The organism is Brevundimonas sp. NPDC007368 (assembly GCF_042869015.1).
GTDB lineage: Bacteria > Pseudomonadota > Alphaproteobacteria > Caulobacterales > Caulobacteraceae > Brevundimonas.
On record NZ_JBIAFA010000005.1, the window covers coordinates 85498 to 110221 of the forward strand.

Annotated in this window: 21 protein-coding genes and 1 tRNA gene; 6 read left to right on the forward strand and 16 right to left on the reverse strand. The window is 65.5% G+C overall.

Annotated elements, in window-relative coordinates; translation table 11 throughout:
• Positions 1-5 precede the first annotated feature (5 nt).
• Positions 6-2297, reverse strand: a complete 2292-nt coding sequence (locus ACFYLW_RS11770) for a S9 family peptidase (RefSeq protein WP_390183069.1) — start codon at positions 2295-2297, stop codon at positions 6-8.
• Between the two features lie 105 nt (positions 2298-2402).
• Between ACFYLW_RS11770 and ACFYLW_RS11775 the strand changes: the two genes are divergently transcribed.
• Together ACFYLW_RS11775 and ACFYLW_RS11780 are read left to right on the forward strand one after the other, a co-directional pair.
• Positions 2403-3218, forward strand: coding sequence for a ferredoxin--NADP reductase (locus ACFYLW_RS11775; RefSeq protein ID WP_313102289.1), 816 nt, complete (start codon positions 2403-2405; stop codon positions 3216-3218).
• A 4-nt stretch (positions 3219-3222) separates the two neighbouring features.
• On the forward strand, positions 3223-3555 hold the full coding sequence (locus tag ACFYLW_RS11780) for a chorismate mutase (RefSeq protein ID WP_390183070.1): 333 nt from the start codon (positions 3223-3225) through the stop codon (positions 3553-3555).
• A 178-nt stretch (positions 3556-3733) separates the two neighbouring features.
• On the opposite strand, the gene ACFYLW_RS11785 is transcribed toward ACFYLW_RS11780, so the two are convergent.
• Positions 3734-4087, reverse strand: coding sequence for an Hpt domain-containing protein (locus tag ACFYLW_RS11785; protein ID WP_390183071.1), 354 nt, complete (start codon positions 4085-4087; stop codon positions 3734-3736).
• Positions 4087-5496, reverse strand: coding sequence for an amino acid permease (locus ACFYLW_RS11790; protein ID WP_390183072.1), 1410 nt, complete (start codon positions 5494-5496; stop codon positions 4087-4089). Before ACFYLW_RS11790 ends, ACFYLW_RS11785 begins: the two co-directional genes overlap by 1 nt.
• Before the next feature lie 195 nt (positions 5497-5691).
• Between ACFYLW_RS11790 and ACFYLW_RS11795 the strand changes: the two genes are divergently transcribed.
• Positions 5692-5767 (forward strand) — tRNA-Lys (locus ACFYLW_RS11795).
• 163 nt (positions 5768-5930) lie between these two features.
• On the forward strand, positions 5931-6872 hold the full coding sequence (locus tag ACFYLW_RS11800; protein ID WP_390183073.1) for a DUF808 domain-containing protein: 942 nt from the start codon (positions 5931-5933) through the stop codon (positions 6870-6872).
• Between the two features lie 9 nt (positions 6873-6881).
• Here ACFYLW_RS11800 and ACFYLW_RS11805 read toward each other — a convergent pair whose 3' ends face one another.
• The 7 genes from ACFYLW_RS11805 to cyoA all read right to left on the reverse strand — a co-directional run bounded on the left by ACFYLW_RS11805 (position 6882) and on the right by cyoA (position 13813).
• Positions 6882-7427 (reverse strand): response regulator transcription factor, encoded by a 546-nt coding sequence (locus ACFYLW_RS11805; protein WP_292082061.1) that lies wholly within the window; start codon positions 7425-7427, stop codon positions 6882-6884.
• The gene (locus tag ACFYLW_RS11810) at positions 7424-8746 is read right to left on the reverse strand and encodes an ATP-binding protein (RefSeq protein WP_390183075.1); all 1323 of its coding nucleotides are present in this window, start codon (positions 8744-8746) and stop codon (positions 7424-7426) included. The genes ACFYLW_RS11805 and ACFYLW_RS11810 overlap by 4 nt, the downstream gene beginning before the upstream one ends.
• The gene (locus ACFYLW_RS11815) at positions 8743-9450 is read right to left on the reverse strand and encodes an SURF1 family protein (RefSeq protein ID WP_390183076.1); all 708 of its coding nucleotides are present in this window, start codon (positions 9448-9450) and stop codon (positions 8743-8745) included. The genes ACFYLW_RS11810 and ACFYLW_RS11815 overlap by 4 nt, the downstream gene beginning before the upstream one ends.
• 69 nt (positions 9451-9519) lie before the next feature.
• Complete coding sequence (gene cyoD, locus ACFYLW_RS11820; RefSeq protein WP_292082055.1) at positions 9520-9909, reverse strand: cytochrome o ubiquinol oxidase subunit IV; 390 nt, start codon at positions 9907-9909, stop codon at positions 9520-9522.
• Positions 9906-10550 (reverse strand): cytochrome o ubiquinol oxidase subunit III, encoded by a 645-nt coding sequence (gene cyoC, locus ACFYLW_RS11825; RefSeq protein ID WP_390183078.1) that lies wholly within the window; start codon positions 10548-10550, stop codon positions 9906-9908. Before cyoC ends, cyoD begins: the two co-directional genes overlap by 4 nt.
• 4 nt (positions 10551-10554) lie before the next feature.
• Complete coding sequence (gene cyoB, locus ACFYLW_RS11830; RefSeq protein WP_313472305.1) at positions 10555-12552, reverse strand: cytochrome o ubiquinol oxidase subunit I; 1998 nt, start codon at positions 12550-12552, stop codon at positions 10555-10557.
• Positions 12553-12589: 37 nt separating this feature from the next.
• Positions 12590-13813, reverse strand: a complete 1224-nt coding sequence (gene cyoA, locus ACFYLW_RS11835) for a ubiquinol oxidase subunit II (protein WP_390183079.1) — start codon at positions 13811-13813, stop codon at positions 12590-12592.
• 190 nt (positions 13814-14003) lie between these two features.
• Between cyoA and ACFYLW_RS11840 the strand changes: the two genes are divergently transcribed.
• Both ACFYLW_RS11840 and ACFYLW_RS11845 read left to right on the forward strand, forming a co-directional pair.
• Positions 14004-15347, forward strand: a complete 1344-nt coding sequence (locus ACFYLW_RS11840) for an MFS transporter (RefSeq protein ID WP_292082045.1) — start codon at positions 14004-14006, stop codon at positions 15345-15347.
• 226 nt (positions 15348-15573) lie between these two features.
• A complete protein-coding gene (locus tag ACFYLW_RS11845; protein WP_390183080.1) occupies positions 15574-16062 on the forward strand; it encodes a hypothetical protein in 489 nt (162 codons plus the stop codon).
• A 2-nt stretch (positions 16063-16064) separates the two neighbouring features.
• On the opposite strand, the gene ACFYLW_RS11850 is transcribed toward ACFYLW_RS11845, so the two are convergent.
• From ACFYLW_RS11850 to ACFYLW_RS11875, 6 genes are all read right to left on the reverse strand, one after another.
• Entirely contained in the window at positions 16065-17027 is a 963-nt protein-coding gene (locus ACFYLW_RS11850) for a hypothetical protein (protein ID WP_390183081.1), read from the reverse strand.
• Positions 17024-19519 carry a hypothetical protein gene (locus ACFYLW_RS11855; protein WP_390183082.1) on the reverse strand — a complete coding sequence of 832 codons (2496 nt, stop codon included), beginning with the start codon at positions 19517-19519 and terminating at the stop codon, positions 17024-17026. Before ACFYLW_RS11855 ends, ACFYLW_RS11850 begins: the two co-directional genes overlap by 4 nt.
• 80 nt (positions 19520-19599) lie before the next feature.
• Complete coding sequence (locus ACFYLW_RS11860; RefSeq protein ID WP_390183083.1) at positions 19600-20436, reverse strand: hypothetical protein; 837 nt, start codon at positions 20434-20436, stop codon at positions 19600-19602.
• 135 nt (positions 20437-20571) lie between these two features.
• Positions 20572-21411 carry a hypothetical protein gene (locus ACFYLW_RS11865; RefSeq protein WP_390183084.1) on the reverse strand — a complete coding sequence of 280 codons (840 nt, stop codon included), beginning with the start codon at positions 21409-21411 and terminating at the stop codon, positions 20572-20574.
• A 239-nt stretch (positions 21412-21650) separates the two neighbouring features.
• Positions 21651-22250, reverse strand: a complete 600-nt coding sequence (locus ACFYLW_RS11870) for a hypothetical protein (RefSeq protein ID WP_390183086.1) — start codon at positions 22248-22250, stop codon at positions 21651-21653.
• A gap of 239 nt (positions 22251-22489) precedes the next feature.
• Complete coding sequence (locus tag ACFYLW_RS11875; protein WP_390183087.1) at positions 22490-24643, reverse strand: malate synthase G; 2154 nt, start codon at positions 24641-24643, stop codon at positions 22490-22492.
• Between the last annotated feature and the right edge of the window lie 81 nt (positions 24644-24724).

Genomic DNA, 24724 nt, shown 5'->3' on the forward strand with positions numbered 1-24724 from the left:
CGCGATCAGTCCGCCTTGACGGGCGCGCGCGTGCCGATGGTGCGGTCGAGGAAGTCGAGGTAGGTGCGCCATAGGTGAAGCTGCCTCTCATTGCCGCGCACGCCGTGGCGCTGACCCGGATAGAGCATGGTCTCGAAGGGGACGCTCTTTTCCTGCAGCGCGTTCAGCACCCGCGTGGTGTTCTCGAAGATGACGTTGTCGTCGGCCATGCCGTGCAGCAGCAGCAGACGCCCGGTCAGGTTGTCGAGACGGCCCAGCACGTCCGAGGCGGCATAGCCTTCCACATTGGCCTGCGGCGTCGACATGTAGCGCTCGGTATAGGCCGTGTCGTAGAGGCTCCACTCGGTCGGCGGGGCGCCGGCCAGGGCCGAGGCCAGACCCATCTTCGGCTCGGTCAGGGCCATCAGGCTCATGAAACCGCCATAGGACCAGCCCATCATGGCGATGCGGCTGTCATCGACATAGGGCAGCGACCGCAGATAGTCTGCGGCGATGACCTGATCCTCGATCTCGGGCTGGCCCATCTTCAGGTACAGCGCCTGCTTGAAGGCCGCCGAACGGTCGCCCTCGCCCCGGTTGTCCAGGCGGAAGACGATGTAGCCCGCCTCGGTCAGCAGCTGGTTGGTCGCCCCCTGCCAGGCGTTCTTGACCCCGCCGCCCGATGGGCCGCCGTAAACCTGCATCACAACCGGATAGGTCTTGGTCGGATCAAAGCCCGGCGGCGTGGTCATCTGCCACACCAGGGTCTCGCCGTGGCTTTGCAGCGTGCCGAAGGTCGGCTTCTGCTGGCGCTCGGCATAGGGCCAGAAGGGATGGCCCGGCTGAAGCCGGTTCTCTTCGATCCAGCGCAGGCGCTGGCCGTCGATCGAATACAGGGCCGACTGCGGCGGCGTGTTCACGTCGGCGTAGTTGCCGACGAAGGCCGTGCCGGTTCTGTTGACCGAGGCGCTCCACCACCCGCCGCGCGGGGTGATCTCGACCGGGGCGATCGGGCGTTTCATGCTGGCGCGGAACAGCTGCTGCTCGATCGGGTATTCCTTGCCGTCGCGCATCGAGGCGGTGAAGAACACCTCGCCGGTCGCTTCGTTGACGCCGTCCAGCGCCTTGACCGGATAGTCGCCGCGCGTGATCGCGCGCAGACGACGACCGTCCCGGCCGTAGAGATACAGGTGCTTCCAGCCGGTCTCCTCCGACGCCCAGATGAAGTCGCCGTTCGTCAGCGGCTTGAAGTCGTGGTTCAACGGCACCCAGGCGGTCGAGCGCTGGGTGGCGATGACGCGGCTGGCCCCGGTCGTCGGGTCAACGCTCAGCAGGTCCAGCGTCTTCTGGTCGCGCGACAGGCGCTGGACGTACATCGTCCGCCCGTCCTTGGCCCAGTTGACGCGGGCCAGGTAGATGTCGGCGTCGGCGCCCAGGTCCACCTTGACCCGCTTGCCGGCCTGCACATCCTGCACATAGAGCTCGACCACGGCGTTGGGGCGACCGGCGCGCGGGTAGCGCTGCTCGATCACCGAGGCGCCGCCGCCGGTGATGTCCAGGCGCGGGATGACGTCGACCTGGGTCTCGTCCGTGCGCTGCAGGGCGATGAAACGCTCGTCCGGGCTCCACCAGTAGCCGGTGTCGCGATCCAGCTCTTCCTGGGCGATGAACTCGGCCGTGGCCCAGGTGATCAGGCCGTCGCCGTCGGTGGTGATCGCCTGTTCGGCGCCCGTGGCCAGGTTCAGCACCACCAGGTCCTGATCGCGCACGAAGCTGACGAAAGAGCCCTTGGGCGAGACCTTGGCGTCGATCTCGTCCGCCGGGGTTTCCGTCAGACGGCGCACGGCGCCGTCAGCGCGGTTGGCCAGGAAGATGTCGCCTTCCAGCGGGGCCAGGATGTAGCGGCCCTGCTCGTCCCACGAATATTCGACCACGCCGCGCTGGCTGATGCGCATGCGCTCGCGGCGCGCCTTCTCGGCCTCGGACAGTTCGCCGGCGTCGGGCGCCAGGGCGCGGGCGTCGATCAGTTTGAACGGCTCGCCCCCCTTCACCGGCGCGGCCCACAGGTCCAGCACGTCCACGTCGTCCTCGCGCGAGCGCAGAAAGGCCAGCAGCTCGCCGTCCGGCGACAGGCTGACGCCCTTGGCGACCGGCCCGGACAGGGACGGATTGGCGAAGACCCGCTCGACCGTCAGGATCGAGGAGGCCGGGGCCGTGGCGGCCGTGGCGGCCGGCGGCGTCGCCGGCTGCGGCGTGGACTGGGCGAAGGCCGAGGTCGCGGCCATCAGGATCGTCGAAGCAAGAAGAAATGTGCGCATGGCGGCGAAGCTAGAGGCGGAATCTTCCGCCGTCATCCGCAAATCTGCGCGGCTGCGACGCCCGCGAGCCTTTCGCATTCGCCCGCGACCGCCTAGTTAGGCCCCATGTCCGACGCCTCCCTCGCTACGCCCCCCGTCAAGGCCAGCCCCTTCCACGACCTCGAGGTCCTGTGGGTCCGCCACTGGAACGACCAGCTGTTCAGCTTCGGCGTGAAACGGCCAGAGGACTTCCGCTTCCGCTCGGGCGAGTTCGTCATGATCGGCCTTCCCGGCGAAGACGGCGGCAAGCCCGTGCTGCGCGCCTATTCCATCGCCTCGCCCTTCTGGGCCGAGGAACTGGAGTTCTTCTCGATCAAGGTCGAGGATGGGCCCCTCACCTCGCGCCTGCAGAAGATCCAGCCGGGCGACAGCGTCCTGATGGGCAAGAAGCCGACGGGCACCCTGGTGCTGGACGCCCTGACCGGCGGCGAGCGTCTGTGGCTGATCGGCACGGGCACGGGCCTGGCGCCCTGGCTGTCGGTGGCGCGCGATCCCGAGACCTATAGCCGCTTCAAGCAGGTCATCGTCTGCCACACGGTGCGCAACGTCGCCGACCTGGCCTATCGAGACTTCTTCACCCACGAGATCCACGACGATCCGCTGATCGGCGACGAGGCCAAGGCCCAGCTGACCTATTATCCGACCGTGACCCGCGAGCGCTTCGAGACGCCGGGCCGGATCACCGACCGCATCAAGTCGGGCGACGTCTTCGCCGACCTGCAACTGCCCATCGGCTTCTCGCCCAACAGCGACCGCGTCATGCTGTGCGGCTCAATGGCCATGATCAAGGAGACCGGCGAACTGCTTGAATCCTACGGCCTGAAAGAAGGCTCGAACGCCGAACCCGGCGACTATGTTCTGGAGCGCGCCTTTGTCGGCTGATCTGATGACCGCCCCCCGCACCGTCGCCATCGACGACCGCAAGGCCCCGGAAGACTGCGCCAGCATGATCGACGTGCGTCAGGGCGTGGATGCGCTCGACCGCGCCTTGGTGACCCTGCTGGCCGAGCGCCAGCGCTACATGGACGCCGCCGCCCGCATCAAGCCGAACCGCGACGCCGTCTTCGACCAGGCCCGCATCGACGACGTGGTGGCCAAGGTCCTGGCCGCCGCCGAACCCGCAGGCCTATCGGCCGACATCGCCGAGCCGGTGTGGCGTCTGCTGATCGACCGCTGCATCGCCCACGAGTTCGCCAAGTACGACGCCACGCGAGGCTAAACTTTCCTTCTCCCCTTGAGGGAGAAGGTGGCCCGTCAGGGCCGGATGAGGGGTGTCAGCGCGACGATGACATGAGGTTGATCAACGCGACTTCCAGACCGGAAACCTCGCGTAAGCGCCCCTCATCCGTCAGGCTGACGCCTGCCACCTTCTCCCTCAAGGGGAGAAGGACCAAGGGTCAGCCCTTCAGGCCCCTCAGCATCAGTTCGTGGCGGTAGGCGGCGATGTCGCCAAGGGCCACGTCCAGCGCCGTCCTGACCCGCTCCAGCCCCGCCGCGGCCAGAGCCTGCTCGCCGTGCTCCACCTCATGACAGACCGCGGCCAGATCACGCGCGCCGATGCCGGCGCTGGCCCCGCGAATGGTGTGGACGGCATCGCGCCAGCCCTCGGACGCCGCGTCCAGCAGAGGCGACCACAGGGCCGCCTGCTGGACGAACAGGCCCAGCACCTCTTCGGTCACATCGTCCATTCCGCCTGTCATGGTCTCGAGGACGGTGAAATCCACCGCCCCCGTCAGATCAAGCCGGGCCATCAGGCTTCCGGGCTCTTGGCCAGACGAGCGTTCTTCGACGACCACAGCAGGTAGATGGCCAGGCCGAACAGGTTCCACAGCAGGAAGTACAGCTGCGTCGAGGCCTTCAGGCTGAAGAAGAAGACGATGCAGCCGACGATGGCGATGCCGCCGACCAGCCACCAAAGCGGGGTCCTGAACTTGCGCTCGCGGTTCGGCTCGCGCACGCGCAGCACGATCAGGCTGATCCCCACGGCCATGAAGGCCATCAGGGTGCCGGCGTTGGCCAGAGAGGCCAGTTCATCCAGACGCATGATGCCGGCCAGGATCGCGACGACGATGGCGGTGAAGACCGTCACCACGACCGGCACGCCGCGATTGGAGATCTTGGCCAGGCGGTTGGGCAGCAGGCCGTCGCGGGCCATGCCCAGGAAGATGCGGCTCTGGCCGAAAAGGAAGGCCAGCAGCACGGTCGGCAGGGCGATGACGGCGGCGGCGGCGATCCACTGGGCGGCGACGCCCTGGCCCAGGCCGCGCATGATCAGCGACAGAGGCTCAGGGCTGTCCGAGAAGCTGGCGACCGGCGCGGCGCCGATCGCGGCGGCGGCGACGACGATATAGAGGACCGTGCAGACCACCATCGAGCCGATGATGCCGATGGCCAGATCGCGCTCGGGCTTCTTGGCCTCCTCGGCCGCCGTGGCGATGGCGTCGAAACCGTAGAAGGCGAAGAAGATGATGGCCGCCGCCGCCATGACGCCCGTCTGGACGAAGGGCGCGCCGAAGCCGTGCGGCATGAAGGGCGTGAAGTTGGCGGCGTCGAAGTGCGGCAGGGCGATGGCCACAAAGGCCACCAGGGCGGCGATCTTCACCAGCACCAGCACGGCGTTCAGCGTGGCGCTTTCCTTGGTGCCCATCAGCAGCAGGCCGGTCACCACGGCGATGATGAAGACGGCGGGCAGGTTGATCAGACCGCCCTCGACGTGCGGGCCGACCGTCAGGGCCAGCGGCAGGTCGATGCCCAGGCCGGCCAGGAAGGGAATGGCGTACCCCGACCAGCCCACGGCCACCGCCGAGACGACCAGCGAATACTCCAGGATCAGGCTCCACCCCACGACCCAGGCGAAGATCTCGCCCAGCGAGGCGTAGGAATAGGTATAGGCGCTGCCCGAGGCGGGCATGATGGTCGACAGCTCGGCATAGGCCAGAGCCGCGCAGGCGCAGACCAGACCGGCCAGGGCGAAGCTGATCAGCACCGCAGGACCGGCCAGCCCGGCGCCCACCCCGATCAGGGTCAGGATGCCGGTGCCGACGATGGCGCCGACGCCCAGGGCCATCAGGTGCGGCCAGCTCAGCGTCTTTTTCAGCGCCGGCCCCTCATGCGGGACCAGCATGGCATCGATCGATCGCCGACGGTTCCAGAACGCCATGTGTGTAATTTCCTCGTGCCGCGTCTGCCGGCGGCTGATTCCGGCCGCGACCTTAGCGCGCGGAACAAACTTTAGAAAATCCCGCAATCAGCCCTTGCGCCCGCTCCGCTTCCTGAGTAATAGGACGGCCCTTCGGGCAACCCAGCGGGTCGCTGCGAAGAACCGGCGCCACACCAAGGGCGCAGACGACGGTACGGGTGATTAGCTCAGTTGGTAGAGCAGCTGACTCTTAATCAGCGGGTCCACAGTTCGAACCTGTGATCACCCACCATCGTCTCTCTCAAATATCTCCAGACCAAGCTCTCCCTTCTCGGGGGATATCGTCGCGCCGTTCGGTGCGTTCCTGTTGAAGGCGAAGCGCAGCCTCTTCCCAAGACTCATTGTCGCAGGCAGGAAACAGGCTCTGCCCTTCTTACTGCCTTACTGGTGCGCCCATGCCCTCTGGACTGATGGCCCTGATCGACGATGTAGCGAGCATCGCCAAGCTGGCCGCCGCCTCCATCGACGACGTCGGCGCCGCATCAAGCAAGGCCGCGAGCAAGGCGGCCGGGGTCGTGGTGGATGACGCCGCAGTCACGCCGAAGTACGTCACTGGCCTGTCGCCCAGCCGCGAACTGCCGATCATCGGCCAGATCGCCTTGGGCTCGATCCGTAACAAGCTGCTGCTGATTCTGCCGGTCGCGCTGTTGCTGACCGCCTTCGCGCCCTGGGCCATCACGCCCCTGCTGATGTGCGGCGGCGCCTACCTCTGCTTCGAAGGGGCGGAGAAGGTGCTGGAGATGTTCGGCGGCCACGAGGCCGAGGAAGCCCCGGTCAGCGACGACCCCGCCCATCTTGAAAAGACCACGGTCGCAGGCGCCGTGCGGACCGACCTGATCCTGTCGGCGGAGATCATGACCATCGCCCTGGCCGATGTCGCCGACGCGCCGCTCGCCACCCAGGCCGGGGTTCTGATCGTGGTCGGCCTGGCCATGACCGTGGCCGTCTACGGCGCGGTGGGCCTTCTGGTGAAGCTAGACGACATCGGCCTGCACATGGCCGAGCGCGCCTCGAAAACCAGCCGTGCTATCGGGCGCGGCCTGGTCAAGGCCATGCCGGGCGTCTTCTCGTCACTGTCCGTCATCGGCACGGCGGCCATGTTGTGGGTCGGCGGCGGCATCCTGCTGCACGGCACGCACACGTTGGGCCTCGCCTGGCCTGCGGAACCCGTGGAGCGTCTGGCTCATGCGGTCGGGGCGGTGTTCGGGCCGCTGGCCGGCGCGATCAGCTGGACGATCACCGCCCTGCTGTCGGCCCTATTGGGCCTGATCGTCGGCGGGGCGCTGGCCGTTCTGCTGCACCAGGCCTTGCGCCTGTTCGGACGCGGCGCGCACTGACCAGCGGCGTCAGGTGACCTGACGCTTCTCCAGCTTCCGGGCCAGGGTGCGGCGGTGCATCCCCAGACGCCGCGCGGTCTCGGAGATGTTGAAATTGGTTTCGGCCAGAACCTCGTGGATGCGCTCCCACTCCAGGGTCTTGATCGAGGTCGGACGGGCGCTGAGGGCGGCGTCGGGGTCGCCTTCCTGTCGGGCGAAGGCCGCCTCGATCTCGTCCGTGCCGGCGGGCTTGGCCAGATAGTGACGCGCGCCCAGCTTGATGGCCTCGACCGCCGTGGCGATGCTGGCGAAGCCGGTCAGGACCACGATATCCAGCTCCGGATCAAAGGCGTGCAGGGTCTGAACGCAGGTCAGGCCCGAGGCCGCCCCCAGCTTCAGATCCACCACGGCGTAGCGCGGATGATGAACTGCCAGCAGTTCGACCAGCTGCTCATGGCTGCGCGCCGAAACCACCTCATAGCCCCGTCGTTCGAACGACTTGCGCAGGGTCTTGGCGAAGGCCTCGTCATCCTCGACGATCAGCAACTGGCGGGGGGCGTCGTTCGGTTCGGTCATTTGGGAGCCAGGGCCTCCAGAGGCAGGGTCAGGCGCACGCTGGCGCCCCCGTCGCGTCGATTGGCGGCGACGACGCCGCCGCCCAGCTTGCGCATCACATTAACCAGCAGAAAGAGCCCCAGCCCCGCCCCCGCCCGTCCCTTGGTCGACTGATAGGGCTGGCCCAGACGCTCGAGGATGTCGGGCGTGAAGCCGGGGCCGTCGTCGTTGAACTCGACGGAAAGCAGTTCATCGCCCAGCGTCGCCGCGATGACCATCCGCTCGGCCCCGGCTTCATGGGCGTTATCCAGCAGGGCGCTGAACACCTGCTTCAGGGCGGGGTCGGCGATGATGCGCGGATTGCGCGGCGTTGGATCCTTCAGCACCACGCCCATGGCGTCGTTCGACTTTTCACGCCAGTCCGCCACGATCTCGGACAGGAAGCCGCCCAGGGTGGTGATGGTCGGCGCCTCGCCCCGCGCCTCGCCCGCCGACATCAGGATGCCGGTGACGATAGTCTTGCAGCGCTCGACCTCCGCCTGCATCTCGGCGATGTCGGAGGTCAGGTCGGAGTCGGCGGCCAGAGCCGGCATCCGTTTCCAGTCGCTGAGGATGACTGACAGCGAGGCCAGGGGCGTGCCCAGCTCATGCGCCGCGCCCGAGGCCAGCAGCCCCATGCGGACGATGTGATCCTGCTCCGCCGCCTGCTGCCGCGCGTCGGCCAGGTAGGCGTCGCGCGCCCGCACGTTCTGCGTCGTGCGCGTCACAAAGGCGACCAGCAGCACGGCGATCAGGATAAAGTTGACCAGGGCGCCGGCTTGGATCAACCCCATGTGGGCGTCGGTGTCGGGCGGCAGCGGCAACGGATGGTGCCAGACCGCCAGCCAGGCCAGGCAGGCGCTGGTGACCAGAACAAAGCCCCAAGCGTAGGGCGGCCGCAGCAGCACCGCCGCCAGCACGATCTGCATCAGATAGAGGGCCGCAAAGGGATTGCTGGTCCCGCCGCTGAAGAACAGCAGCCAGGTCAGGGCGGCCACGTCCACGAAGAGCGCCAGCATCAGTTCGGGATCGGTCACGCTCTGACGACGCAGGGTGACGGGGGCGCTGGCCAGGTTCATCATCGCCAGTCCGGCCGGCGCCAGCAACAGCATCCCCAGCGGCAGCGGGATCTTCAGCCCCCAGTGGACGACGGCGATCGTCACCACCTGGCCTATCACCGCCAGCCAGCGCAACTGGATCAGCAACAGCATGTTGCGCCGCCCCGCCGCGCCCGGCGACACCGACGCCTCGGCCCGGTCGTCCAGACCCAGCAGGCTGCGCGCGAACCGCATCGCGCTCATCGCCTGCGCTTCCTTTCCTCGCGCAGGAAGAAGACGAAACCTGCAGCCGACATCAACGCCAGCCCGAACCAGGTCAGGGCGTAGATCAGATGGCTGTTGGCGAAGCGCACCACGGTCAGGCCGCCGCGCGGCCAGCCGCCGGGATTGGGTGTGGCGTCGGCGTCGATGAAGTAGGACGCGACCGGCCCAGAAAGCCCTCTCGCTTTCGCGATGGCTGCAACATCGCGCGAGAACCAGCGGTCGCCCGCCGGATCATTGGCGCGCAGGAAACCACCGTCCGGCTCGCCGAGACGCAGCAGGCCGACAACGGTCTGCGGCCCCTCGATCTGACCCGCGGTGCGATCCGAAGGCTTCCGACGCTCGGGCGAGACAAAGCCGCGGTTGATCATGACGGTGAAGCCTTGATCGGTCGTCAGCGGCGTCACGACCCAATAGCCGGGACCGAGGTCCGTGACCGCCTTCACCAGGGCCTCGCGCCGATGATCGAAGCGGCCGCTGACGACGACCCGACGATACTGATCGGCCTGGCGCGTGATGGTCTGGCCCGGCGGCGGCGCAGCGACGGGCGCGGCGTGGATGCGGGCGTCGACCTGACGGATCAGTTCCTGCTTCCATGCCAGCCGTTGCACCTGCCAGACGCCGAGCGCCGAGAAGCCCGCGAACAGAACCGCGAACACGACCGCGCCCAGGATCAGGGCGGTCATGCTGCGCGGCGGCCGGACAGGTCGCGACGACGGCTCTATGGCGCTTCTCCCTGCCTCGCCCGCTGGGGCTCAGCCCATGGTCTGCATGTCGTGGGTGGGCATCATGTTGACGTTCAGATGGTACATCACCCAGACCGAGCCCGCGACGGCGATCACCACGATGACGATGGTGAAGATCAGCGCCAGCATGTTCCATCCGCCCTCGGACTTATGGTTCATGTGCAGGAAGAAGATCATGTGCACGATGATCTGCACCACGGCGAAGGCCGTGATGACCAGACCGGTCGTCTGGGGCGCCAGGGCCTCGGTCATGACCAGCCAGAACGGAATCGCCGTCAGCACGACCGACAGCAGGAAGCCGATCATGTAGCTCTTGAACGAGCCATGGTCGTGATCGTCGCCGTGGTGGTGATCGTCGTGATGATCGACAGCGTGTTCGTTGTGGGCCTCGGCGCTCATCGCAGCATCCCGAACAGATAGACGAAGGTGAAGACGCCGATCCAGATGACGTCCAGGAAGTGCCAGAACAGGCTGAGGCACATCAGGCGGCGCTTGTTGGCCGGGATCAGACCCTTTTGCCAGACCTGGACCATCAGGGTGACCAGCCAGATCGTGCCGAAGGTGACGTGCAGGCCGTGGGTGCCGACCAGGAAGAAGAAGGCCGACAGGAAGCCGCTGCGCTGGGGCGTGGCGCCCAGGTGGATCATGTGGGCGAACTCATAGAGCTCGATCCCCAGGAAGCAGAGGCCGAACAGGCCGGTGATCGCCAGCCAGGTCTGCATCTGGGCCGTGCGGTTCTTGACCATGGCCAGCATGGCGAAGCCGTAGGTGATCGACGACAGCAGCAGCATGGACGTGTTCAGCGCCACCAGCGGCAGGTCGAACAGGTCCTTGGGCGCCGGGCCGGCGGCATAGTTGCCGCCGATCACGGCATAGACGGCGAACAGCATCGCGAAGATGAGGCAGTCGCTCATCAGATACATCCAGAAGCCCAGCATGGTGCTGTGGCCTTCCGGGTGATGCGGCTCCTCGACCGGGTGGTAGATCGCCCGCCCGGCCTCGTCGACGTAGTCAGGGTTCAGGGAAGAAGCGTGGCTCATCGGATCATCCCTGCGACGTTGCGGCCGCCAGGGCCTTGGCCAGAGTCTTGGAGCGCGCGTCCTCGGTCGCCTGCACCGTTTCGGCCGGGATGTAGTAGTCGCGCTTGTAGTTGAAGGTGTGGAAGATGGCGTAGGCGATCAGGGCGAAGAAGCCGAGCGCCGCCAGCCACCACATGTACCAGATCAGGGCGACGCCCACGACCGTCGACAGGCCGGCCAGGATCACGCCCGCGCCAGTGTTGGACGGCATATGGATGGCCTTGAAGCCCTCGACCGGACGCTCGTAACCGCGCGCCTTCATGTCCCACCAGGCGTCCGAGTCATGGATGATCGGCGTCTTGGCGAAGTTGTAGTCCGGCGGCGGCGAGGACGTGGCCCACTCCAGGGTGCGGCCGTGCCACGGGTCGCCCGTCTCGTCGCGCAGCTTGTCGCGGTTGATGATGGAGACGGCGAACTGGATCAGCATGGCCAGGATGCCGACGGCGATGATGCCGACGCCGACCGCCGCGATGACGAACCAGATCTGATAGGCCGGATCGTCGAAGACCCGCATACGGCGCGTCACGCCCATGAAGCCCAGGACGTACAGCGGCATGAAGGCGACCCAGAAGCCGACGACCCAGCACCAGAAGCTGACCAGGCCCCACTTCTTGTCCAGCTTGAAGCCGAAGGCCTTGGGCCACCAGTAGTTGATGGCGGCGAACAGGCCGAACAGCACCCCGCCGATGATGACGTTGTGGAAGTGGGCGATCAGGAACAGCGAGTTGTGCAGGACGAAGTCAGCCGGCGGCACCGCCAGCATGACGCCCGTCATGCCGCCGATCACGAAGGTCAGCATGAAGGCGACCGTCCACATCATCGGGAGCTCGAAGCGAATTCGGCCGCGATACATGGTGAACAGCCAGTTGAACAGCTTGGCCCCTGTCGGGATCGAGATGATCATCGTCGTGATCCCGAAGAAGGAGTTCACGGATGCGCCCGAGCCCATGGTGAAGAAGTGGTGCAGCCACACCAGGTAGGACAGGATGGTGATGACCACCGTTGCATAGACCATCGACGTGTAGCCGAAGAGCTTCTTGCCCGAGAAGGTCGAGGTGACTTCCGAGAAGACGCCGAACAGCGGCAGGATCAGGATGTAGACCTCGGGGTGACCCCAGATCCAGATCAGGTTCACGTACATCATCGGGTTGCCGCCGAAGTCGTTCGTGAAGAAGTTGGTGCCGATGTAGCGGTCGGCCGACAGCAGGGCCAGAACGGCGGTCAGCACCGGGAAGGAAGCCACGATCAGGACGTTGGCGCACAGCGAGGTCCAGGTGAAGACCGGCATCTTCATCAGGCCCATGCCCGGCGCGCGCATCTTCACGATGGTGGCGATCAGGTTGATGCCGGACAGGGTGGTGCCCACCCCCGCGATCTGCAGGGCCCAGATGTAATAGTCGACCCCGACGCCGGGGCTGTAGCCGATGCCGGACAGCGGCGGATAGGCCAGCCAGCCCGTGCGCGCGAATTCGCCGACGAACAGCGACATCATCACAACGATCGCGCCGGCCGTCGTCATCCAGAAGCTGAAGTTGTTCAGGAAGGGGAAGGAGACGTCGCGCGCCCCGATCTGCAACGGCACCAGATAGTTCATCAGGCCGGTGATCATGGGCATGGCCACGAAGAAGATCATGATCACGCCATGAGCCGTGAAGATCTGGTCGTAGTGGTGAGCGTTCAGATAGCCCTCGGCGCCGCCGAAGGCCATGGCCTGCTGCAGGCGCATCATCAACGCGTCGGCGAAGCCGCGCAGGAACATGACGAGGCCAAGGATCATGTACATGATCCCGATCTTCTTGTGGTCCACGGTCGTGAACCACTCGGTCCAGAGGTAGCCCCACAGCTTGTAGCGGGTGATCAGGGCCAGGGTCGCCAGGCCGCCGAGAACGACGACGGCGAAGGTGACCACCAGGATGGGCTCGTGGAACGGCAAGGCGTCCCAGGTCAGCCTTCCGAAGATCATGGATGCGATTTGATCAGTAGACATGTGGGTCAGGCGCTCAGGATTGCGACGCGGGCGCGTCGGCGGCGGCAGGCGCGGTGAAGGCGGAGACGAAGGACGGGGCGGACTGGGCCAGTTCGGTCGCCTGGCCCGGACGCGCCAAGCCGGCCCCCATGACGCGAGCGGTCGGCGTCGAACGGGTCATCTCGGCGGCCAGTTGCTGGCGACGGCGGGCGGCGTCGACGGCGGCCTTCTCGGCCTCCAGCGGGGTGCAGACGGCCATGACGTAGGAGTCGCCCGAACCCAGAACGGCCTCGCCGCGACGGGCGTACTTGTCATAGGCCAGCGGCCAGGTGGCGTGGACGGCGGTCAGGCCCAGGCCGCCCTTCTTGTCGATGGCCATCATCTCGCCCATGCACATCTTGCCCGGCTCGACGCACATATTCAGCACGGCGTCGAACAGGCCCTCGTCGACCGAGGCGTAATGGATGACGGGCACCTTCTCGCTGGGCTTCTCCAGCTCCAGATAGGTCTCGCGATCCAGGCTCTTGCTGTCGGCGCGCACGCCCGCGACCCACTGGTCGAAGCCGGCGTCGTTCAGACCGTGGAAGGCGAAACGCATATTGGAGAAGCCGTCGCCGGAATAGTTGGCCGAGAAGCCGACGTATTCGCCCGGACGGTTGATGACGGCGTGCAGCTTCGTCTCCATGCCCGGCATGGCGTAGATCTGACCGGCCAGGGCTGGGATGTAGAAGGAGTTCATCACCCCGGTCGAAGTGATGTGGAAACGGATCGGGCGGTCGACCGGCGCGGCCAGTTCATTGACCGTGGCGATGCCGTACTCCGGGTAGATGAACAGCCACTTCCAGTCCATGGCGACCACGTTGACCTGAAGCGGCTCCACCCCTTCGGCGACGGCCTGGCCCTTGTTGACCCGGTCCAGCGAGCGGTAGGGGTCCAGCAGGTGGGTGCCCGACCAGGTGATGGCCCCCAGGCAGATGATGATCAGCAGCGGCGCGGCCCAGATCACCAGTTCCAGATGGGTCGAGTGATCCCAGTCCGGCTCGTAGCGGGCTTCCTTGTTCGATTCCCGGTACTTCCAGGCGAAGAAGATGGTCAGCGCCATCACCGGGATGATGATGATCAGCATCAGGAAGACCGACATCAGCAGCAGGTCTCGCTGCTGGGCGGCGATATCCCCGGCGGGCGACAGCACCACGGCTTCACAGCCGGGCAGCAGGGCCAGCAAGGGCAACAGCAGAAGGGGTCGCAGGCGGCGCACGAAGGCTCCTGTCCGGAAATGAGGCTCTGGCACGGTCATTGTGCGCCGCCCCTACCCCCGGCCGCCAAGAGGCGACATTGGACAATCCGTCCTATCCCCCCCGACGCCGATCGGGAGCAAATGGCGGCTTTCGTCATTCTTACCATGTCGGCGCGCGTGTCGCGCCCGGGTCCAGGGAACGTCATCGGTCATGAACGCCACCAGCGGCGCGCCTTCTTCAGAGTCCCTTGAGCGGGACGCCAGCCAGATCAACGCGCGACACGGCAAAATCGACGCCGGAGAAATCGCGATCGGCGTGATCATCGGTCGCACGTCGGAGTTCTTCGACTTCTTCGTCTATGCGATCGCCTCGGTCGTGGTCTTCCCGCAGCTGGTCTTCCCCTATGCAGGGCCGCTGGGCGGGACCCTGCTGTCCTTCGCCGTCTTCGCCGTGGCCTTCCTGGCTCGTCCCCTCGGCACGGCCCTGTTCATCGAGATCGACCGGCGCTTCGGACGCGGGACGAAGCTGACCATCGCCCTCTTCCTGCTGGGCCTGTCCACCGTCTGCCTCGGCTTCCTGCCCAGCTACGCCCAGGCGGGCCACTGGGCGGCGGTCATGCTGATCGTGCTGCGCATCGGTCAGGGCGTGGCCCTGGGCGGCGCCTGGGACGGCATGGCCTCGCTGCTGGCCGTCAGCGCGCCCGAGAACCGTCGTGGCTGGTACGCCATGGTGCCGCAACTGGGCGCGCCCTTCGGCCTGATCGTGGCCAGCGCCCTGTTCGCCTACTTCCTCAGCAAGCTGTCGGCCGCCGACTTCCTCGACTGGGGCTGGCGCTATCCCTTCTTCGTGGCCTTCGCCATCAACGTCGTGGCCCTGTTCGCCCGCCTGCGCATCGTGGTGACGCCTGCCTTCCAGGCCGCCTTCGAGACTCTGGAGCTGCATCCCGCCCCGGTCGGCAAGACCGTGCGTGAAGAAGGCGGCGGCATCGTCATCGGCGCCTTCGCCCCCCTGGCCAGTTTCGCCATGTTCCACATGGTGACGGTGTTCCCGCTGTCCTGGGTCTTCCTCTACACCGAGGAGGCGCCCAGCCGCTTCCTGATGATCGAACTGGTCGGCGCCGTCTTCGGCCTCGCCGCCATCCTGGCCTCGGGCTGGCTGGCGGATCGCTACGGCCGTCGCGCCCTGCTGGGCGTCACTGCAGCCGGGATCGCCGCCTTCTCGGGCTTCGCGCCGCAGATGCTGGACGGCGGCCCCCTAGGCGAGCTGGCCTACATGATCCTGGGCTTCGTTTTGCTGGGCCTGTCGTTCGGTCAGGCTTCCGGTTCGATCGCCTCCAGCTTCAGCCTGGCCAACCGCTACACCGCCTCGGCCCTGACCTCGGACCTCGCCTGGCTGTTCGGCGCAGGCTTCGCCCCTCTGGCCGCACTGGCCCTGTCGGGCAAGTTCGGCCTGGCGGCCGGCGGCGGCTATCTGCTGTCGGGCGCGGTCTGCACCCTGCTGGCCCTGTGGCTGAACCGCGAGCTGGGCCGCGGCCGGGCCGGCGCCAAGACCTGACGTCCCCCACACGGGCTACTCCATCTTAACGGGGGTGCGATCCGGATCGCGCCCCCTTTTTCATGCGTTCCAGCCCCCGACCAACCGCCACGTCCGGGCGCTCCCAGGTCATCAAGGTTAGCGACGGTTTACGATGACGCTTAAGCGCCCGCTAAGCCTGTCTGATCGCGTGAAGTTAAGAGCCGCCAAGTATCGTCCCATTGAAATCAAGGGTGATGAGGACGTCATGACCAAGTTGTTCCCGGCAAAACGCCGTACATTGCTGGCGATCGCCGCAGGCCTGACCGCTGTTCTGGCGCCGCAAGTCGCCTCGGCTGATCCGACGAAGGCCAATATCGTCATCACCTCCCAAGTGGAGCCCGGCCTTCCGGGGCAGTCACAAGCGGGCAATACCTTTCAGGTCAGAGCGCAAGTGCCGCTCGCCTGCTGGGTTCGGTCAGACATCGCCATCGTCGCACAAAATGGTAGCGCTGGCGGCGTCCTTGAGGCGTGCAACAATCCAGGCGGATTCACGGTAACAGCCAGATACCGTCCGCTTGAAAGTAGCGAGAAGGCCGAAATTTTCTACAACGACCAAGCCTTCAATCTCGACCAAACCGGAACTCAGGTCTTGAGGCGCTCGCCCATAGCTACGATTAAGCGCGTAAACTACCGATTTGGCACAGTCGAAGTCGAGAATCCGCTAGTCCTGTCCCTTGTCATTCAACCGATCTGAATTCAGCGGGCGGCGATGGTGAATGTAACCACGTCTGAATAAGGACCGGCGCGTCGCCCCGCCACCGATCCAATGCTGACGGCTAGGGGATAGTCATCGAAGCGCGAGCGTGTCGACACGACTTCCCAGCCACTGGGGCGTGAAAGATCGATCGCGCGACTGCCGACCTGCAGAGTGTACGGCACGTACCAGCCGCTATCCCCTTGACGTAGGTGCCCGCCGTTCGCGGACGAAACCGACACGGCATAGCCAGAAGTACTGAGCACATAGAGGCTCGTGTTCAGCGCCCGCTCACCAGCATTGAGCACGCCCAGGTCGATCGTTGGGACGCCTCCAACGCGCGTGAATTCGCCCTTAAGGCCCATCAGCGCAGCGGAAGCTACTCGAACCCCCAATGTCACCGGGCGCTCAGCCAGCGCCGAGCCGCCGGGATGATTGATCCGGACATAGGCGGTTTGAGAGTAGAGGCCGGCGCTCAGCATCTCGGCTGCGCTTATAGACAGCGAGAAACGTAAAATCTGGCGTTCACCAGGCTTTAGGTTGACGGACTTGGACTCCATCCCACGCTGACTCTCGCCCGTGCGGGGGGTAAGATCGCTGGGGCCGCTTTCTTCGACCAGGCTATAGGGCAAGCGCGATGAAGCGCCGTCGAGCACCAAGCCGAACGGGTCGCCCCTCAAATCCACACCGATAGAGCCAGTGGTGCAAGGTCCCTCGCCGCGATTCACGACCGCAAGGTCAAATTGCCGGGTCGCGGCCGTCTCGGTGAGAGGATCGTACTCAATGATCCATTGGTCCGGGCCAGTCTCAAAGACCAAGCCGCAGCGCGGTTGGGCTTTGAGCAGATCTTGATCCTTCGCGGCGACCGCTGTCGTCCCGGATAGGGTCAAAACGGCGAAGGCAAGAAGGGCGAGAATAGGCTTCGTACAGGCGCCAGGCATGGGTTTTCTCCAGGCGGGGATCATTCAGGAACGTCCAAGGGCAATGTCAGGACTTCAAGGTCCAGCAGCCCTTCATTGTCGACGGGAACCGTAAACTCGAATGTAAGCGCAGGGCTCGAATAGAGTTCAACGCGGTAGCGCTTGCCCGGCTCCAGATTCTGTATGGCGAAGCGACCAACCGAGTTTGTGAAGAACAACTCCGGCTCAGCGGCGGGATCGTCGACTGGGCGAACACGGCCTGACATCAGCGCTACCGGACGCGAGCCGTTGCCGACCAGGCGACCAAGCGCGCTAACAAACTTGGCCGAACCCACCTCGATCGCATAGCCGCTACGATAGCCAGGCCGCACGCGTTTCACGCCATCGCCAATGTCATACCCCAACGGCGCCTCGATCGCGTCGTAACGCACCGACTGATTGACGTATGCAGTCAGCGTACTATCGAGCGCCGGCCCGAACGCGCCGCTGCGAGACGTGAAGCGCCCGCCCTCCAGTGTCTCGCCTGCAATCACGCCGCCCTTCAGACTGCTATGCGGATAGACAATGGCGAAGCTGTCATAAATGCTACGTCCCATGGCGACCTTGCCGCCGGTCGTGGCGAACGATGTCCCCATGCGGAAGCTGGTGACCTGCTCCTGGGTAATGTCAGAGAAGTTCTGACCCAAGGCGAAATGCGATAGGCTCGCGTCGAACCGGTTGGAGATATAGTCCACCTGTCCCGACGCCGTCTTGGTGTCCGGGTCGTCTGTCATCGCGAGAGAATAGCCGAAGCTGTCGACGCGATTTTCCGGAGCCTGCTGGAATCTGAGGCTGCCAGATTCCCGAGCAGAGGAATAGCGTGCCTCGACTCGTCGATCATAGCGAGGCGTCCACACCAGAGCGACAGTAGCGCCGAAGCCGTCGCTGCCGAATCCTCCACCGAACGGTGTGTTCGAACGGAAACCGGAGTCGATGTACTCAAGCCCCGCCTGCACCGTCCATTCGCGCGCGAAACGATAACTCGAATTGAGGCTCAGGGAGTAGAAGTCGTCCTGGTCGGCATCCCTGCCCATGCGGTAGGAGCCGCTGAAATTCACCGTCCAGTCAGGTGAAAAGCGCTTCGAGTAGGCCCCTGAAAAGGCCCAGGACACTGAGTTCTCGCCAAAGGCGCGCCCCAATTCGGAGTAGTTCTCGGACGTAAAGTCGGCGATCACCGTCCAAACGTCGGCGCTGCCGCCGAAATCCAGAACATAGTCATAGCTGACCGCGAAGGCGTATCCCTGATCGACAAAGCGGCTATTGCTGAGAGAGCCGTCCAAACGCAACCGGGATCCGCTTCCCAGGACATACTGGGTCTGACCCGTCAAGGTCTGCACATCCTTAGAGGCCTGCAAGCCGACTCCTATAGAAGGACGATCAAGAAAAGCCTTCCTGTAGTAACCGGTGAATGCGAGATCGCCGTTGCTGTAGTCCGGAGAGCCGAACCCGCCGCCGGCGACGACCCCCATATAGGCCGCGTATTCGTAGTCGCCCGGTTCCAGATCGATGCTGTCCAGGTAGGCGTTATAGGCCACGCTCTCGCGTTGACCGGATTCCCCCTGGATCTCCAACTGAATGTCATTGCTACCGGTGCTTAGCGGCAGATTGCTGACGTCGTACTGCCCTGGATCGAGACGAAACTCGCGCACGAAGACGCCATTTCGCAGCACGCGAACCACGGAGTTCTCCTGCAGCACGATTTGACGCGCTCCGGTCAGGACGTTGTTCCGGAATGCCTCAAACCGCCGCTTCTGACGCGCAACCCCCAGGCCGCCCAGCTCGACAAAGCCTTGGCGCCCGCGCGTTTCAGGCGACAGGTCGCCGAGGAACCAACGACGAAAATCCTCGGGCTGGTCGTAAACGAACCGAGCGTAGCGGCGCTCCACCTCATAGGCGTCGCTGAACCGGTCGTCTCGTCCCTGGACGTCAGCCTCGAACACAACCCCGTTGAAGTTGACTGCGCCGTTCAGGAACAGGCTAGGCCGGTCAATGTCGCCGGTGGACGAGCGACGCTGGACGGAAAGGTTGGTGTTCAGATAGGCGCTGAAGGACTCTGGGCCCTGATCCGCCGGATCGGGCGTACCGCCACGAAACAGCGACTCCGGCACGCGTCGCGTCGGGTCGATGCGGAGCACCATGACAGCCAGCTGCTCGGGATCATAGTCCAACTGAATGCCCGTCGCGTTGATCGCATCAGGCTCAAACGTCTCAATTCCAGCAAGCGAAGCCTGCAACTCCGCCCTCGCCGTCTCGGTCAGCAGGGGACCGATCAGCCGAACGAACCCGGCGGAATCGACGATGAAGCGGTCGTCGCGGGTCAGCACCACCGGAAGTTCGCCCAGCACCCGCCGATTGAACTGCAGCGGCACCGTAAGCGCGATGTCACGATCATACGGATTGATGTTGGCGCGGGCAGGCGGTTGCGCCGCTCCGTCCTGGCTCGCCGTCCCGGCTTCGGGCGGCGCCGGCACAGGCGGCGCACCCGCGGCCGTCGCCACATCCTGCGCCTGGATCGGACTAGCCGTGCTTGCGACGACCAGAGCCAGAACCAGACGCGAAGCAGCCCCCCTCCAGGCCTTCATCGCGTGAACCGCACCGTGACGGGCTTGGACGGATCCAGTTCAACGCCGCCGGTAGGAATCTTGAAGGTCCGGCGACCGCCGGCGGGCGCCAGGTAGCCGACACCGACCGTTTCCGACACCAGCTGGCTCGACATGGTGTGCACGTAGGGTTGCCCCGCCTTGTCGGTGGCGGACACGGTCCAGGTTGCGCCGCTCATCAAGGCGTAGCGCTTGCCGCGGTTGACGACCGTGACTTCCAGACCAGGCTCTGCGGGCGGAGCCGCTGCCTTCTCGCCCCCGCCGAGCGAGGGATCGATCTCAGGCGCAGGCGGAGAGACCATGGTGGGAACTGCGGATTCGACCTGCACGTCCGGCTGCGCTCCTGGGGGCGCGACCACGATCAGCGCCTTCATGGTGTAGAGCACCGAAACCTGCAGGGAGCCGCCGCCCTCGCCCTTGGGCGTCAGCTCGACCGGCAGTTGGCGCACCCACAGATAATAGGCGCGCGACGTCTCAATGCGCGGCTCGCCGACCCACTGCACGCGGACAACCTGTCGACCGCTGATGGGAACGACCCCCTGCGGCGGGAAGACCAGGAAGGAATCGTCAGCCGGCTTCTCGACCATCTCGCCGTCGGGACCGACGTCGATCTGGGTGATCAGTGTTTCAAAGGGCATGGCCGCCGAGCCAATATTGCCCACCTCGATGCGCGCCGAAGAGCCTGCGCCGGTGGTGGTCAGCTCTGACACCATGGGCGAAACACGCATGGCGTCGGCCGAGCCGACAGCCAAAAGACCGCCGACAACGACGATCGCGCCGATACGACGCGCCTCACCCCAAAAACCCCGAACCATTTCCCGACTCCCCAAAGGCCGCTTGCGGCCAGATACATCACTGTTAGCCAAGCAAGAGCCGTGCCGTACGACACTCGACGCAAAGCAAAACGGGGAGGCGCAGCGCGCCCCCCCGTTCCGCGCTTTACGCCAGCCTTAGTTGGCGGCGATCGTCACGGTGAAGTTGCCCGAGTAGTTACCGGCCAGCAGAGCCATGTCGGCCTGCGGGATGGTGACCTGCAGGTCCATGTTGGACTTCCAGGCGCCGTGGCTGACCGAGTTCTGGTCGGCGTTGGTGGCGACGTTCAGAGTCTGCAGCGCACCAGTGCCCGTGCCGACGCCAGCGGCGGCGGTGTACTGAGCGCGGACGGCGTACGGCAGGTTGGCCTGGAACACGGCATCATCGTAGCCGCCGCCCAGGTTGTTCACCAGGCCACGAAGGTCGTTCTTCTGGATGGTGATCTTGTTCGGCGTGTTGCAGCCGGCCAGGTTGGTGTCGAAGTTCATCACCGCCGGAGCGACCATGGTGAAGGCGGCGGCCGGGCCGGTGTTGTCCGACACATAGACGCCGATCTGGCCGAAATCGAAGGCCAGAGCGTTGCTGGTGCCGGTGTAGAAGGCGCAGTCTTCCGTGACATTGCCCGTCAGCGTGAAGGTGGCGCTGTCCGAGTTGTCGCCGGCGCCGCCGACGTTACCGACCGAGATAGCGACCCCGTGCCATGCCGGGTTGGTTGCGCCAGCATTGTTGGCAGTCGCCAGATTCTGAGCGTTGCTGATCGCGCCAAGCCCGAAAAAGCCACCGTAGGGAATGTCAACGGTGATGCCGGTGGGGATCGAGATGTTCACGTTGCCGATCGAGCCGCCAGCGTTGATGCTACCAGCGATCACGCCGGTTTGTTGACCTTGCTGGGCAACGCGGACGGTTTGAGCCGAGGCGGCAGTGGCCGACAGGGCCAGGGCGGCGACGCCGGCCAGCAGGAAAGCGGACTTCTTCATAAGAAAATCTCCAAGCGAGGTTTGTGAAAGTTCTGCCGGCCGAGAAGGAAATCCCCGCCGATCTGTAGTGAGGTTTAACGAACAGTGAATGCCGAAGTCAAGATTAAAAACAACGATATCGCGTTTTCAATCAGCAGGCGAAAAGCATTTACGGGTACGAATACGCAATCAATGGCCAACGATATTTATCGACCATTTAAGCACTTACGATTATGGGTGATTTATACTTAAATCACCCCCTACATTCGCGGCGTAACCGTCAGGGACAAGATTTCGGCATAAGACCCCGCCAACAGGCCCGCGCCCTCCGGCTGACGCATGCGGAGCTCAAGCGTACCGCCGCCCGCGCCGATGCCGTCGCCGCTGCTGAGGGTCCGCTCACCCAGCAACTCCCGCGAGGTGTAACGCCCCTCAACCAGAGCCGGGTCAGGCCGAAGCGTGGGGACCGTAAGTTGCAGGTCGTACTCCAACAGCCCCACGAACGGGCCCTGCCCCTGCGGCATCGTGGCGTGCGCCAGACCTCCGCGCTTGGACTGGATGTCGATGTTGAACGGCACGTTGCAGTCCAGGCCGAAGTTGGCCTTGGCGCCTTCGCCCCCGCGCAACTCGCCCAGATTGATCTCTCCGCCGCCGCTCAGAAGACAGCGCGCATCGATACGGCCCGTCAATTTGACATTGATGCTGTCGCTCAGACCGGCCCGAAGATCCGGCGAGACAGAGGTGCCTTCGGCGTAGGCCGCGCTGGCGCTGAACACGGCCAGCGCCAGCGCCATTGCGCCGCCGACGCGCGCCATCGGACGTACCGTTGCGCGCTCCCCTTCGGAAGTGGTCAGAAACAAGCCCACTGTTCGCCTCCCCAAGCCGCAGCTGCGGTGCCCCCGCCACCAGGAGGGGGTTCGTTGGTCAGCGTTCCAAGAGATGTGCCATCCCAAAATGGCACACACCCCATGCAGACGCGGCGTCAGCCCCTTGTCGCAAGGGTTAATGAAACGTTAACGCACGCGGTTCTACGAGCGTCGTTAAGCTTTGACAAGCTTTCGCTTCATTTTGGGACAACGTCGAAATTTACTTCAGGAAATCAGGCCGCCTTGGCGCGGCGTCGCCAGGCGGTCAGCAGGTGCTCGGTATAGCCGTTGGGCTGCTCGCGCCCCTTGAACACCAGGTCGCAGGCGGCGTTCCACGCCGCGCCGTCAAAGGCCGGGGCAAAGGGGCGATAGGCGGGATCGCCCGCGTTCTGACGATCCACCACCACGGCCATGCGCTCCAGCGCCGCCCTCACCTCGGCTTCCGTGACCACGCCGTGACGCAGCCAGTTGGCCAGATGCTGGCTGGAGATACGCAGGGTGGCCCGGTCCTCCATCAGACCGACGTCGTGGATGTCCGGCACCTTGGAGCAGCCGACGCCCTGATCGATCCAGCGCACGACATAGCCGAGGATGCCCTGGGCGTTGTTGTCCAGTTCCTGCCGGATCTCGTCAGCAGAGGGCGTATCCGTCGCGAACGGCGGCCCCAGCAGCGGCGTCAGGCCTGTGGCGGGGCGCTGCGTGATCTCGGCCTGACGGGTCCAGACATCGACCTCGTGATAGTGCAACGCATGCAGCGTCGCCGCCGTCGGCGACGGAACCCAGGCGGTCGAGGCCCCGGCGCGCGGGTGGCCCGCCTTGGTCCCCAGCATCTCGCCCATGCGGTCCGGCGCGGCCCACATGCCCTTGCCGATCTGGGCGCGACCCGACAGCCCGGCCTTCAGGCCGATGTCCACGTTGCGGTCCTCATAGGCCTTGATCCAGCCGGTGTTGCGGATCGCCTCCTTGCGGACCACCGGCCCGCCCTCCATCACCGAATGGATCTCGTCGCCGGTGCGGTCCAGGAAGCCGGTGTTGATGAAGGCCACGCGCCCCCTGGCCGCCGCGATGCAGTTGGCCAGGTTGACGCTGGTGCGCCGCTCCTCGTCCATGATGCCCATCTTCAGCGTCAGCGGCGGCAGGCTGAGCATGGCCTCGACCGCGCCGAAGACGGCGTCGGCGAAGGCGACCTCCTCCGAGCCGTGCATCTTGGGCCGCACCACATAGATGGAGCCGGCCGGGCTGTTGCGCCGGTCCGCCGGGCGCTTCAGGTCGTGCAGGCCGATCAGGCCGGTCATGGCGATGTCGATCAGGCTCTCGGGAACCTCATGCCCCTCCCCGTCCAGCACCGCGTCGGTCGTCAGGTGCAGGCCGACGTTGCGCACCATCAGCAGGCTGCGCCCCTTCACGGCGAAGGCCGTCCCGTCCGGCGCGATATAGGTGCGGTCGCCGTTCATGCGCCGCTGCATCGTCTGGCCGTCCTTGACGAAGCCCGCCGACAGGTCGCCGCGCATCAGGCCCAACCAGTTGGCATAGACCAGCCGCTTGTCCTCGGCGTCCACCGCCGCGACGCTGTCCTCGGCGTCGGCGATGACCGACAGGGCCGCCTCGACCACCACGTCCGCGACGCCCGCCGGATCGGTGCGCCCGATCGCATGGGCACGATCGATGACGATCTCCAGATGCAGACCGTTGTGGCGCAGCAGGACGCCCGAGGGCGCCGCCGCCTCGCCCGCATAGCCGACGAAGACCGCCGGATCGGCCAGACCCGTCGTTCGTCCACTGGACAGGCCGACGACCAGCCGCCCGTTCTCGACACGGTATTCCACCGCCTCGGCATGGCCGCCCTCTGCCAAAGGCGCCGCCTGATCCAGCAGGGCGCGCGCGCGGGCGATGACCCTGCCCCCACGCTCGGCGTCATAGCCGCCGCCTTTCGGCGCCTCGCCCAGGGCGTCCGTGCCGTAAAGCGCATCATACAGACTGCCCCAGCGCGCATTGGCGGCGTTCAGCAGATAGCGGGCGTTGGTCAGCGGCACGACCAGCTGCGGCCCGGCCATGCTGGCGATCTCGGGATCGACATTGGCCGTCTCGGCATGAGCGTCCGTGCGCTCCGGTTCGATGTAGCCGATCTCGCGCAGGAAGGCCTGATAGGCCTCGGGATCCGGCTGGCCCGGATGGGCGCGGTGCCAGTCGTCCAGCTTCGCCTGCAGATCATCCCGCCGCGCCAGCAGGGCGCGGTTCTTCGGCGCATGGTCCGCCAGCAGCCCCTCGACCCCGGCCCAGAAGGCGTCGGGCGCAACACCCGTGCCGGGCGCCGCCTCCTCGCGCACGAAGGCGTCCAGTTCGGCGGCGACGCTCAGGCTTCCGTGGCGGACATAGATGGCGGACATGGCAGGCTCTCCTTGAGCCTCAACCCTAGCCGCCTGCCCGCCGCCTAGCCACGGCGAAGATCGACGGATATCTTTGCGAAA

Excerpts from the sequence above, each read along its gene's own strand:
- ACFYLW_RS11770 (WP_390183069.1), bottom strand. The coding sequence starts at position 2,297 with ATGCGCACATTTCTTCTTGCTTCGACGATCCTGATGGCCGCGACCTCG.
- ACFYLW_RS11775 (WP_313102289.1), top strand. The coding sequence starts at position 2,403 with ATGTCCGACGCCTCCCTCGCTACGCCCCCCGTCAAGGCCAGCCCCTTC.
- ACFYLW_RS11780 (WP_390183070.1), top strand. The coding sequence starts at position 3,223 with ATGACCGCCCCCCGCACCGTCGCCATCGACGACCGCAAGGCCCCGGAA.
- ACFYLW_RS11785 (WP_390183071.1), bottom strand. The coding sequence starts at position 4,087 with ATGGCCCGGCTTGATCTGACGGGGGCGGTGGATTTCACCGTCCTCGAG.
- ACFYLW_RS11790 (WP_390183072.1), bottom strand. The coding sequence starts at position 5,496 with ATGGCGTTCTGGAACCGTCGGCGATCGATCGATGCCATGCTGGTCCCG.
- ACFYLW_RS11800 (WP_390183073.1), top strand. The coding sequence starts at position 5,931 with ATGCCCTCTGGACTGATGGCCCTGATCGACGATGTAGCGAGCATCGCC.
- ACFYLW_RS11805 (WP_292082061.1), bottom strand. The coding sequence starts at position 7,427 with ATGACCGAACCGAACGACGCCCCCCGCCAGTTGCTGATCGTCGAGGAT.
- ACFYLW_RS11810 (WP_390183075.1), bottom strand. The coding sequence starts at position 8,746 with ATGAGCGCGATGCGGTTCGCGCGCAGCCTGCTGGGTCTGGACGACCGG.
- ACFYLW_RS11815 (WP_390183076.1), bottom strand. The coding sequence starts at position 9,450 with ATGACCGCCCTGATCCTGGGCGCGGTCGTGTTCGCGGTTCTGTTCGCG.
- cyoD (WP_292082055.1), bottom strand. The coding sequence starts at position 9,909 with ATGAGCGCCGAGGCCCACAACGAACACGCTGTCGATCATCACGACGAT.
- cyoC (WP_390183078.1), bottom strand. The coding sequence starts at position 10,550 with ATGAGCCACGCTTCTTCCCTGAACCCTGACTACGTCGACGAGGCCGGG.
- cyoB (WP_313472305.1), bottom strand. The coding sequence starts at position 12,552 with ATGATCTTCGGAAGGCTGACCTGGGACGCCTTGCCGTTCCACGAGCCC.
- ACFYLW_RS11840 (WP_292082045.1), top strand. The coding sequence starts at position 14,004 with ATGAACGCCACCAGCGGCGCGCCTTCTTCAGAGTCCCTTGAGCGGGAC.
- ACFYLW_RS11845 (WP_390183080.1), top strand. The coding sequence starts at position 15,574 with ATGACCAAGTTGTTCCCGGCAAAACGCCGTACATTGCTGGCGATCGCC.
- ACFYLW_RS11850 (WP_390183081.1), bottom strand. The coding sequence starts at position 17,027 with ATGATCCCCGCCTGGAGAAAACCCATGCCTGGCGCCTGTACGAAGCCT.
- ACFYLW_RS11860 (WP_390183083.1), bottom strand. The coding sequence starts at position 20,436 with ATGGTTCGGGGTTTTTGGGGTGAGGCGCGTCGTATCGGCGCGATCGTC.
- ACFYLW_RS11865 (WP_390183084.1), bottom strand. The coding sequence starts at position 21,411 with ATGAAGAAGTCCGCTTTCCTGCTGGCCGGCGTCGCCGCCCTGGCCCTG.
- ACFYLW_RS11875 (WP_390183087.1), bottom strand. The coding sequence starts at position 24,643 with ATGTCCGCCATCTATGTCCGCCACGGAAGCCTGAGCGTCGCCGCCGAA.